At 35.6% G+C, this 11,595-nt stretch carries 8 protein-coding genes; 1 reads left to right on the plus strand and 7 read right to left on the minus strand.

Annotation, left to right across the window (positions count from 1 at the left end):
* Positions 1 to 72 precede the first annotated feature (72 nt).
* The 4 genes from V7S50_RS23235 to V7S50_RS23250 all read right to left on the minus strand — a co-directional run bounded on the left by V7S50_RS23235 (position 73) and on the right by V7S50_RS23250 (position 6,386).
* Positions 73 to 207, minus strand: coding sequence for a hypothetical protein (locus V7S50_RS23235; protein ID WP_001116178.1), 135 nt, complete (start codon positions 205 to 207; stop codon positions 73 to 75).
* Between the two features lie 57 nt (positions 208 to 264).
* Positions 265 to 3,627 (minus strand): tubulin-like doman-containing protein, encoded by a 3,363-nt coding sequence (locus V7S50_RS23240; protein WP_098608083.1) that lies wholly within the window; start codon positions 3,625 to 3,627, stop codon positions 265 to 267.
* A gap of 72 nt (positions 3,628 to 3,699) precedes the next feature.
* Positions 3,700 to 5,799: a vWA domain-containing protein gene (locus V7S50_RS23245; RefSeq protein WP_242255165.1), complete on the minus strand. Its 2,100-nt coding sequence runs from the start codon at positions 5,797 to 5,799 to the stop codon at positions 3,700 to 3,702.
* Between the two features lie 251 nt (positions 5,800 to 6,050).
* Positions 6,051 to 6,386 carry a hypothetical protein gene (locus V7S50_RS23250; RefSeq protein WP_242255163.1) on the minus strand — a complete coding sequence of 112 codons (336 nt, stop codon included), beginning with the start codon at positions 6,384 to 6,386 and terminating at the stop codon, positions 6,051 to 6,053.
* Between the two features lie 134 nt (positions 6,387 to 6,520).
* Here V7S50_RS23250 and V7S50_RS23255 point away from each other — a divergent pair, with 134 nt between their 5' ends.
* The gene (locus tag V7S50_RS23255; RefSeq protein ID WP_147808916.1) at positions 6,521 to 6,910 is read left to right on the plus strand and encodes a hypothetical protein; all 390 of its coding nucleotides are present in this window, start codon (positions 6,521 to 6,523) and stop codon (positions 6,908 to 6,910) included.
* A gap of 41 nt (positions 6,911 to 6,951) precedes the next feature.
* Here V7S50_RS23255 and V7S50_RS23260 read toward each other — a convergent pair whose 3' ends face one another.
* The 3 genes from V7S50_RS23260 to V7S50_RS23270 form a co-directional block, all read right to left on the minus strand.
* Positions 6,952 to 7,671 carry a class I SAM-dependent methyltransferase gene (locus V7S50_RS23260; RefSeq protein WP_063221258.1) on the minus strand — a complete coding sequence of 240 codons (720 nt, stop codon included), beginning with the start codon at positions 7,669 to 7,671 and terminating at the stop codon, positions 6,952 to 6,954.
* Positions 7,672 to 7,787: 116 nt separating this feature from the next.
* Entirely contained in the window at positions 7,788 to 9,494 is a 1,707-nt protein-coding gene (locus tag V7S50_RS23265) for a peptide ABC transporter substrate-binding protein (RefSeq protein ID WP_242255161.1), read from the minus strand.
* A 285-nt stretch (positions 9,495 to 9,779) separates the two neighbouring features.
* Positions 9,780 to 11,486, minus strand: coding sequence for a peptide ABC transporter substrate-binding protein (locus V7S50_RS23270; RefSeq protein WP_000728445.1), 1,707 nt, complete (start codon positions 11,484 to 11,486; stop codon positions 9,780 to 9,782).
* Positions 11,487 to 11,595: the final 109 nt, after the last annotated feature.

Below are 11,595 nucleotides of genomic sequence, written 5' to 3' on the forward strand. Positions count from 1 at the left end.
CACGCTACTTGTTCTTATACGTTTAAAGAGCAAGTAGCGTGTATCATTTTTATTTTGAAGCTTCCTATATAGTTACGCTTCTGTTTCTGGTTCTTCGTTTTCCGCTTGTTCCAATCTTTGCTGCTCTGCGAGTTCAGCTGAAATCATCCCATAATAAATTTCTGGATACAATCCAAATATTTGATATACACTTCCTAAAAACGGCATCGGAATCCCTCTTTTCTAAAGTTGTATTGCCACTTTTAAGGATTCCCTTTTCATTCATTATACATTCGTTTTTGGCGTTTCTTCTTCATCATGAACGCTTAATAAATTTTGCCACTTTTTATAAGGAGCACTATTTGGATCTACATAACCTTTTGCGTACGAACGATCCCACAATTGTTTAATAAACATTTCTTTCTCTTTCTTTGCAACCATATCGGCACCTGTACCGTAATAGTTTTGGAAATATAACTCAATTTCATCAAGGAATAACCTTAATAATTCATCAGAAGTTTCTTCTAACGTTGGGTCATATTTTGCTTCACGGTCATACATTAAAATCATATCTAAAATATTATGGACATGCTCTTTACGAAGCCATCTAATATCTTGAGCACCTAATACAAATGGATGTGTATATAAATGTCCACCTTGTATCATCGCCTTTTCTTGTTCTTCTTCAAATCTGGACAAGATGTTTTCATAAATAAATGGGTTATGGAGCAACGCTCTGTGTAATTTGTAACTTTCGCTTGAAATATTTTTTCCCATCGACTGAATTAAAAAGCTACGTCCAACACCGTTATATTGATACACGAACTGGCCATCAACAGCAACTAAACTAATCCAGCGATATATATACGCGTATAGAAGAGCTCGATTACATTTATCATAATCTAACTTCGTTTGCGTTGCATTTAAATCTGGCATGAATGCTGGTAAGTGCCAATACTTATCTAAATGCGGTGTTAAACTAGATTTTTTACTATTTAATTTATTCACACGGCGATAATAAGATTGAAAATAATCACCTTTATCATTCATAAATCCATTTGCAATATGTCCAGATGAAAGCTTAGGAAAGTCTTGCAAAGATAAACCGTAATGCGCACGATAACAAATGACTTCAAATGGTGAAAAAGCTTCGTGTACTGTATCTTTTTCTTTAAACATTTCTTGAATTAATTCCTCTTGCAGTTCTTTCTTTAAAGATGGGTGTATCCCCCAATATTGTAATTCCCTATGATGGGAAACTTTTGGCACGAATGGGCTAGCTAAATGGAACAAGTCTTCAATTTTTTCACGAACGTATTCATCACGATCACGCTTCTTATAATCCGCTTCTTTGCGTAACGCCTCAACGATATTTAGCTCTAATTTATCACGATAGCGTATTTGTAATTCATCGTAGCAATAACTTAATATGTGCTCACGATAAAAGTCTTCTACCTTTTTCGATTGAATCTCTTCTGTTTTCGCATCTCGGCAATATTCCCCGTACAAACTCATATAAATTTCCGCAGATATATCTTTCGGTAATACACCTAAATTTAAATGTTGCTGCATATCTTGCCAAATCTTTTCTTGCAACTTCTCTTCAGCTAATACGTATACATTCGTTGGATTTGTTTTCCCTTCAAATTCCTTGCTTCGTTTTTGAATTTCAAACAATAAATTTTCACGTGTTTCATGTAAATTATCAAAAAACCTTTCCCAATATTGAATCATTTTGTTAACTGCTTGATATAGTGATTGATACACGAGTTCTAATAGCATTTCTTTACGATACTCGTTTAATTTGTGTACGTACTGCGTTACAATATCTTCAAATTCTTTTTTAAACAAACGTTGCTGATTATTAATCATTTTTCCAAACCAGCCTTGTTGCTGCGCAATTTCTACTCGGCGCACAGCTGTTACCGTTCCATCAATATTACTCACATTAAATTTCTTATCGTAGTTTTGAATTAAATTACGCTTTTGCTCATTATTTTCATGTAGTCGATTCATTTTTTCTACTAACTGTTTTCGAATTTCATACAACATAAAACGAGCTGATACTGGATGAACAGGATCTGTTTTCTTTAAAAACCATGTATTTAGTTGATATGACTGTCCCTCAGAACCACTTGGTGAAAAACGGTCTGATTCAATCATGTCATACAATAGTGTCGTTACATGTTCATGTACACGGCTTGGAATCGCATACGCATATAAACGAACCGCATGATCCACCCTTGCTACTTCACCTTTCATTTGCTCCATCATTTTCAGCTTCGCAGCCGAAATTTTACACTCATGCTGCAGACGATTTAATTCCTCGTCTTTTTGCACCGTACGCTGTACATAACTTTCTACAGCTTCTAAAAACAGTTTAGATTTCGCAACACCGACCTTACCGCCTTCTGCTCCTTCACGTGTTTCATTGTACATTTGTCTATAGAAAATATGAGCCTGTTCAGGACGAGTAGCAAGATGTTCTAAGTCTTCTAAATAACTTTTCCCGCGCTCTGGCTTTTCACGCTGCATACCACGTTTTACATCTTGGTCATATCTTTGCTTCTTCTCTTGAAACAACTGATCTAAATGAAGCCAAGATTCATCTAAACCTTGCACGGCCCATTTTAAAGCACAATATTTTAACACGTGCTCATATGGATAAATAATCTTTGCCGTTCCTGCCCCGCAATATCGTCCTTTCCCGCTTGATTCTGCTAATTGCTGAATTTGATTATCTTCCTGTGCAAAATGATTTGCAGACATCGGACTAAATAACTGTAAATAAATCGTATTTGCCATTTGCTCCATATAATCTGATAAATTATGCAGATGGTGTCCATGCAGATTTTCGTAATCGTATAAGAAACAATAATTGTACGGTAAATGATGTTGTTTAATTGTATGATTCGTTCTGCCGTCTTCATCTACTTGGTCAGGTCGATATTCTAATTCAATTGTAACGCCACCGCGTTTTGATAATTCTCCGGTAGAACCGAGTGTAATGGCATGTAATTCTTTTAACGATGCATAGCCGTTTGCTTGCACCGTTTCAAATTCTTTCGCACTAACCGTTCTCGTCTTCACTAACACATCAGGCATTAGAAACGCACCACGTATTAAAATGTTGTGGTGTTGCAATTTCTTCCGAAGCATTTCACGTAAATATAATGCAATTTGTAGAAACATCCCTGAACCTGTTCCACCCGCTAGTGATGTTACTATAATGACACGCACACCATATTCCGTTTGATCACTTGTAACCGGGAAAATTTTCTCGATTTCTTGCCAAAAGGAGGTGAGTTTATCTTCTTTCATTGCAGCACGTAACGCTAGACGTGAAATAACGCGCAACTGTCCTGCTCCTTCTGTCAGTGGTTTATCAAGTATAGTCGGGTCCATTGGAAACCACTCTGGAATCGTCGGATCTCCCGCAATATACTCCCTAGGCGTTTTACTAGAACTCGTTTGCGTCTTAAACTTTCGAATATGATCAAATTTACTCAATGTATTCACATCAGTATCAAATACGTGCATTGCTACCTTTTTTCGGCGCTCCTCAGGTAGCCTTTCATATATTTGATGTGTCACAGTACTACCGATTCCACCTAAACCAATTAATATTGTTGGAACTTGTAACGTCATGTGAACCACCTTCCTATTCTTGCTTGTTTAAAAAGAGGGGGGAAGATAGTACTCTACTCTTTTCCCCATCTATTATTCACACTCGTATTTATAAATCTCCTTACCATATCCTCTATCAATTACTAAAAGTTCATTTGGATATAATGTCTTATGTTCCATTCCAACCTCATCCTCTGTTATAAACATCCCATCAATAATCATTCCTACTACTTGTGACTCTTTCGCTACAAATATTGATTTCGATCCTTTCTTTGCTATAAACGTAACGGATTGCACAGTCTTTCTTTCTGCTCTATACGGAATACCAAAATAATGTTTCCACCATTTATTTTTAAGTAACTCTGGCTCAGATTGATATAACCAATCTTTCGCTACCTCTTGATCCCATTCGTAATACAATAGTGCTTTACGGTGAAATCTTGGACGGACAATCCATCCTAAAACGATTATTCCTACTATTAACAGTAATAAAGTGATAGGAATAACAAACTTAAAAATAAGCGCATACTTTTCATAAAACGGTGCATTTTGAATATGAAGTGATATTTTTTTCTTTACTTCTTGTAATTTTGAATCCTGCACTACGATGGTAGCTTCTACGGTGCCGGTATCTGTAAAATTGAATGTGTCGGAGTAATGAGGTCGAGGATAAATATAAATTTGATTACCATGTTGTTTTATTTCATAGTTGATTGATTGTTTAGATGTGACACCAGTAGATTTTAATAGTTTCTTTACAGCCTCTTCTTTCATCGGCTTACCATCTAACTGTGGTTGTATAATAAACGGTTTACTATTCTCTAAATTTGATACTTTTTCTTCATAATCTTTCGTGACAGTTTGAAGTGATAATTCAGGCTTTTTAGTTGTTTCAATTTTAAATTCTTTCGTCTGTCTGTAGAATCCTTTTATGTTCATATGAACTTTCCCACGTACTAATCCTTTAGTAAGCTTAGTTTCGTAATAAAACACATGTCTTTTATCGTCCCACTTCATTGCATATTGCTTTCCGTCTATTTCTACTTCTGCCTGGAAGTAAGAAGACTGAACTGGCAACTCAGTAGGCTTTGCTTCAATAACAGCTGTCACATCTTCATACATTTCCTCAACTTTTTTTCTATCCTTATCTTCTTTGTCATAAGTAGAAACCGTATAATTAAGCGCCGGTTCAACAAGTACTTGTAACCCTTCTTTCTCAATATCCTGGTCCACTTCTATCGTATAAGTTCCTGGTTTAATAACTTCCTCATTTTCCGTACTTATATGAACTATATTTCCGAATAATTTCGCTTCTCCTGGTGCATGTATGGAAAAAGAAGATTGTAATTGTAATGGTTTAGAAATTTGTGTGACCTGATAATTAGACAAAGAAGGTGATTGTTGTACAAGTGTCATACGCTTTAAAGGAAATGGTGTTGTAATCTCTACTTTTTTTCCTACTACTTTCGTTTTTACAATCGATTCAACAGAGGAGAATGGATCACGATTTGCTACTAATGCTGCCACTTGATTGACACTTTTTACGATGCCATCCTCTCCACTAGATGGCATCGTAACTCCATTTATCTCTTTCTTCCATATTTCTTTAAACGTATTTAGTTGTGCCTTTTCCTGCTGTCCTAAATCCTCTTCCATCGTAATTAAAATTGGATGTAACGATATCTTTTTTACATCCATTTCTTTCTTAAACTGTGCTAACTTCTGTGTAATTTGTTCTTTTCCGCCAACCTTATCTTTCTCTAAATCATTAAATGCCCCGTCAGTTAATACAATAAGCCAAAATTCACGTTTCCCATCTATATCTGCTTCCTTTTTTATAGATTGCATCGCGGTTTCTACTGCGCTAAACGGAGTATTTAAATACGTTTTCCATGCTCCAATTCCCTCAATTTCCGTTTGTCTCTTATCCTTCGTTAACGAAATGTTTAATGGATCATTCGGCTTGCTCATTGGAACGTAGGAAAATTTATCTTTTTCATCTAATAGCGCAACTAAACTTTGCAAAGCGTAATTGGCATATTTCCAGCGATCGTTATTTCTCATGCTGCCCGAATCATCATATACAAGTGAAACAACCCTTTCCTTTGCCTCCTCTCCTTTTGCAAAAGTCCAAAAAGGATGTAACCATATAAATAGAAACAACATGAATGTGGCACAAATTCGAATTTTCATGATGAGGCTTCGCCACCTTTGTAGACAAATTCCTATGTTTAAATTTATGAGAGGATACAAGATATATGACTTGTATTTTAGGACAACGAACACACCATAAAATTATTATGTAAATAGTTATATTAACTTGGTAATATTTCCTCTCGCACTCTCTACCCCATTATATAAGTAAAAAAAGCCTGTTTAAGCTCTACACTTAAAACAGACTTTTCCTACTTTTTATATTCAAAACACTTAGCAAAAAGTTTGATTTATTGCTTCACATATACCTTAACAACTGGATTATCTTTATTATCCGTATGCAAGCGTATATTCTCTTCACTTGTACTATAAATACTAGCTAATAACATAATCGTTAACACATTAGGAGTTTTTGCATCGCTCCCGTATTTTCTTTCCAGTGCTTCCTTATATTCAAAATCCAAATCCCCCTGCACATATGTATACACTTCAAAGCCATCTTCTAAATTGCAAACTACTGTATCAATAATGTCTGCCCCTACTTGCTTCTTCATTTCCTCTCGCAATGCTTCAATAAACTCTTCCCACGGTACTTCGTATGTCTGAAACTGATCTGTAGATTTCATGACTTTTCCTCCTTATATATCCTCTTCCTATATTTCCCCTTTCCTATAACAATTATGATAGTTAGGACATTCGTACAAGCCGCACTTGTCCCCTTTACATATCGTATTACTGTAATGCGGAAGGAGGAAAGAACATGCATAGACAAAAATGTTATGATACGTGCCGACGTTATTTCGGTAAAGTCGTTCGCATTGAAGATCGTGATGGTCGCATTCATTTAGGGAAAATAATTGATGTGACAAATAGCTCTGTATGGATTGAACCAGTGCAACAGCACTCATCTTTTGATTCAGGATTCGGATACTACGACGCATATGCAAACGGTGGTTGTGATCTTTGCGGCGGCCTTAACAGATGTGATAGTTGTGGATTTGGTTGTGGTGGTGGATTCAGCGGCTGTGGATGTGGCGGTCGTGGTTGTGGTAGTTGCGGCGGCTGGGGAGGCGGCGGTTGTGGCTGGGGTGTTGAACTCGGATTTGGTTTCATCTTCGGAATTACATTGGCTGCATTATTTTTCATTTAACATAAGTAAAGAGTTGACTACCTTTAGCCAACTCTTTTTCTTTATTTTTCACATATAAAAATACGATGGCCTAAAATATGTTGGTACATAAGTCGTACATTTTCATGCTGTACCCATGCCTCATATAACTCATTCGGAATAAATTGTGATACATTCCATTCTGGCTCTTCTATATAGCTAGAGATTGTTTCTGCAATTGTGCCACCGCCAGCAATTGTAACCCGCCTAAAGTTTGCTTTCTGAAATAATTGAATCCACTCACTCTCAGTTAATAGTTCGTTCATGCCATATAATTGGGCGATTTTCTCTTCCTCTTCCCTCCCAATGTGGGCATTAATAATCATTTCAATTACAACTAACTTTCCGTCCTTCTGTAATACACGATAGCACTCCGAGATAACCCTTTCTTTCTCTGTAAAAGCAAGTATCGATTCTCCGAGTACCAATTCAAATGAGTCATGCAAACAAGGTAATTGCTCTGCCTTTCCTTCAATTAATTGAATGTCTATTCCTTCAAACGACCATCTATCTTTCGCCTTCTGAATCATAATCTCATTCTGTTCAACCGCCGTTACTTTATAACCACATTCTTTTGTCATATACGCTGCTGTTTTCCCCGTACCACAGCCTATCTCAAGGACGTTAGCTCCATATCTAAAAGGCAGTTGTGCTAACAATTGTTTTGTTAACGTAAAACCGCCAGGATGAGCACTCCCTATTCCGTAATACGCTAAGAAATCGATGTATGTGTTTCGTTTCATAGAATTCTCCTTTAAATTTTCTATAATACATATATTCACCCATCAATAAATCGTGCACATAAAAAAAGCATTTCCTAGTGCTATACCGCAACTTGAAAATGCTCTTCTCTTTTTTTTTATTTCTCTTCTACATACGCCCATTTAAAGCTATATTCCGGACTAATATTATGTTTCACAATCCCCTTTACATTTGGTTTCATAACATATGATCTACCACTTTGATATAAAGGTACAAGCGCTACATCATCTTCAATTAACAATTTTTCTGCTTTCCCTAACTCTGTCCAACGTTTTTTCGCATCAGCCATCCATTCCGTCTTACTTTTAGTAATAATGTCATCATATTTTGAATTTGAATAGCTCATCTGATTCTGCGAATTTTTTGTTTCAAACATATCAAGGTATGTCATTGGATCCGCATAATCTGGATTCCAGCCGCCATATGAGAAATCATAATCTTGGTCTGATTCTAATTTTAGTTTTTGCTTAAATGGCTGCAGTTTAATATTTACTGTTACACCTTTTAAATTCTTTTCAACTTGGTCTTTTACATACTCCCCAACTTTTTTCGCATTACCAGTATCATAATTTAACAGTTCAATTGTTACTTGATCTTTTCCAAGTTCTTTTTTCGCTTCTTCCCAGGCTGCCACTGCCTTTTTGGAGTCTTGTTTTAAACCATTCTTGAACGTTTCTGCAAAATCTTTACCGTCTGGTCCACTCGCTAAACCTTTTGGTACTAAGTAATCCACTGGTTTTGAACCATCATTTAAAATAACATTCGTTAAAGCTTTCTTATCAATTGATAATGCAATTGCTTCACGTAGTTTTTTGCTCTTTAACGGTGTATCTTGCCCACCACGTTTTTGGTTTAGACGTAAGTAAAACGTACTTGTTTCCGAATATGCGCCAAACTCTTCTTTATTATTTCTATACTTATCAACAAATTCACCTGATAAAAGTGTGAAATCAATCGCACCTGTGTCATATAAATTTACTCTAGTAGCTGGTTCTTTTACTACACTATAATTGATTTCTTCTAGTTTTACAGTCTTTTTGTCCCAATACTGCTCATTTTTCTTTAATTTCCAACCTTGCTCATGCTTCCAATCAGTAAGCACAAATGGACCATTATAAAGTGTTGTATCAGACTCTAAACCGAATTTATTCCCTTTTTCTTTCACGAACTTTTCATTTAATGGATAGTAAGACGCAAATGCCATTAAGTTCAAGAAATATGGTACTGGTCTTTCTAGTTCCACTTCAAGCGTATAATCATCTACCGCTTTTACACCTAATGTAGAAACTTCTCCTTTTCCTTGATTAATTGTTTCCGCATTTTTAATATAGTAAGCGATAAATGCATACTCAGCAGCTGTTTTTGGATCTACTAGACGTTGCCATGCAAATACGAAATCTTTCGCTGTTACTGGATCACCGTTTGACCATTTTGCATCTTTACGTAGTTTAAATGTATATTTTTTACCATCCTCGCTTTTTGTGCTAGATTCTGCTACAGCTGGGATTGGCTTATTGTCTTTATCAAGGCGATATAAACCTTCCATCGTATTCCCTAAAATTTGTGAGCCAAGTGTATCTGTATTTTTGGAAGTATCCATCGTCGGAATTTCATTCGTTTCTGTACGATTTAACACTTGCTTTGCCGCATATTTAATATCAGACTTCTTCTCTTCCCCACCATTATTAGACGTTGTAGTCGATTTCTTCTCCCCACCAGAAGATCCAGAACATGCTGTTAAAGCCATACTCATTGCCAAAACTGGTGCTACAACTGCCGTGAATTTTTTCATCTTTTTCTTCATTCTTGTACCCTCCCCAATTATATGTACGAAACTAACTTTGAGAGATTTTCTATGAACATAATTATTAATACCTTTTCACCAATTAACATGCTATTAATTACCCTCATTTTTGAAGTTTTAATAATTTTATTTTTATAGTAACTATGTATTTTACTATTATTACTATACGAATTCTCCCCCATCTACTATATGTCAGTACCACATTTCTTATTCTTCTCTATTTAATTGAATATAAAAAGAGCGTGTTAAAAATAACTTATCTACTTTTAAACACGCTCTTTTTTATTATTTACCTTCCGTTACATAAGCCCACTTAAAGCTATATTCTGGACTAATGTTGTGTTTTACAATTCCTTTTACATTCGGTTTCATTACATACGCTCTTCCTGTTTGATATAAAGGAACTAATCCTGCATCTTCTTCAAGGAATAATTTCTCTGCTTTTCCTAACGTTTCCCAACGCTTCTTCGGATCAGACAGTAATTCATTACCTGCTTTCGCTACCATTTCATCATATTTTGGATTCGAATAACTCATTTGGTTATATGGACTCTTCGATTCAAACATATCAATAAATGTCATTGGATCCGAATAATCTGGACTCCAACCTGCAAACGAAACTTCATAATCTTGTGCTGACTCTAATTTTAATTTTTGTTTGAACGGTTGAATTTTCGTGTTAACCGTTACACCTTTTAAGTTTTTCTCAATTTGATCTTTAAAGTAGTCAGCAATTTTTTTCGCAGTTCCATCATCATAGCTTAGTAATTCAATTGTCACTTGATCTTTACCAAGTTCTTTTTTCGCTGCTTCCCAAGCTGCTGCACCTTTTTTCGGATCATATTTTAAACCATTTTTAAATGTATCTTGGTAGTCTTTACCGTCTGGTCCTGTCGCAAGCCCTTTTGGCACTAATTGATCTGTTGCTTTTGAACCGTTATTTAAAATAACGTTTGCTAAACCTTTTTTATCAATTGATAACGCGATTGCTTCACGTAGTTTTTTGCTCTTTAACGGTGTATCTTGTCCGTTACGCTTTTGATTTAAACGTAAGAAGAATGTACTTGCTTCTGAATACTCACCGTACTCTTCTTTGTTCGATTTATATTTATCAACGAATTCTCCTGATAATAGTGTGAAATCAATTGATCCTGTATCATATAAGTTTACTTTCGTAGCAACTTCTTTTACTACACTATAGTTAATTTCTTCTAATTTTACAGTCTTATTATCCCAGTACTTATCATTTTTCTTTAGCTGCCATCCTTGTTCATGTTTCCATGAAGCCATAACGAACGGTCCGTTATACAACGTTGTATCTGCTTCTAAACCGAATTTATCTCCTTTTTCTTTTACGAACTTTTCATTTAAAGGATAGTAAGATGGGAATGCCATTAAATTCAAGAAATATGGTACTGGTTTTTCTAATTCTACTTCTAGCGTATAATCATCTACCGCTTTTGCTCCTAAATCTGTTAGAGGCTTTTCACCTTTATTAATTGCTTCTGCATTTTTAATATAGAAGGCAATAAACGCATATTCTGCAGCTGTATTTTTATCAAGTAAGCGCTGCCATGCGTATACGAAATCTTTCGCTGTTACTGGATCACCGTTTGACCATTTTGCATCTTTACGTAATTTAAATGTATATTTTTTGCCATCCTCGCTTTTCGTACTAGATTCTGCTGCAGCTGGGATCGGCTTATTATCTTTATCTAATCGATATAAACCTTCCATTGTGTTCCCTAAAATTTGAGAACCTAATGTATCAGTAGATTTTGAAACATCCATCGTCGGAATCTCTTGATTCTCTGTACGATTTAACACTTGTTTTGCCGCGTATTTAATTTCAGATTTTTTCTCTTCCCCACCACCACTAGACGTCGTAGTTGATTTCTTCTCCCCACCAGACCCAGAACACGCTGTCAACGCCATACTCATCGCTAAAACTGGCGCTACAACCGCCGTGAACTTTTTCATCTTTTTCTTCATTTTTGTACCCTCCCCAATTATATGTACGAAACTAATTTTGAGAGATTTTCTAATAACTAGTTATCAGAAAATTCTTATTAATTAATATTCTACTAATTTTTCTAGTTTT

It is taken from the genome of Bacillus sp. CCNWLW194 (assembly GCF_037120585.1).
GTDB classification, from domain to species: Bacteria; Bacillota; Bacilli; order Bacillales; family Bacillaceae_G; genus Bacillus_A; species Bacillus_A basilensis.

What these genes read in the sequence shown, in the direction of transcription:
- V7S50_RS23235 (WP_001116178.1), bottom strand. Translation starts at nt 207, where the DNA reads ATGCCGTTTTTAGGAAGTGTATATCAAATATTTGGATTGTATCCAGAA.
- V7S50_RS23240 (WP_098608083.1), bottom strand. Translation starts at nt 3,627, where the DNA reads ATGACGTTACAAGTTCCAACAATATTAATTGGTTTAGGTGGAATCGGT.
- V7S50_RS23245 (WP_242255165.1), bottom strand. Translation starts at nt 5,799, where the DNA reads ATGAAAATTCGAATTTGTGCCACATTCATGTTGTTTCTATTTATATGG.
- V7S50_RS23250 (WP_242255163.1), bottom strand. Translation starts at nt 6,386, where the DNA reads ATGAAATCTACAGATCAGTTTCAGACATACGAAGTACCGTGGGAAGAG.
- V7S50_RS23255 (WP_147808916.1), top strand. Translation starts at nt 6,521, where the DNA reads ATGCATAGACAAAAATGTTATGATACGTGCCGACGTTATTTCGGTAAA.
- V7S50_RS23260 (WP_063221258.1), bottom strand. Translation starts at nt 7,671, where the DNA reads ATGAAACGAAACACATACATCGATTTCTTAGCGTATTACGGAATAGGG.
- V7S50_RS23265 (WP_242255161.1), bottom strand. Translation starts at nt 9,494, where the DNA reads ATGAAGAAAAAGATGAAAAAATTCACGGCAGTTGTAGCACCAGTTTTG.
- V7S50_RS23270 (WP_000728445.1), bottom strand. Translation starts at nt 11,486, where the DNA reads ATGAAGAAAAAGATGAAAAAGTTCACGGCGGTTGTAGCGCCAGTTTTA.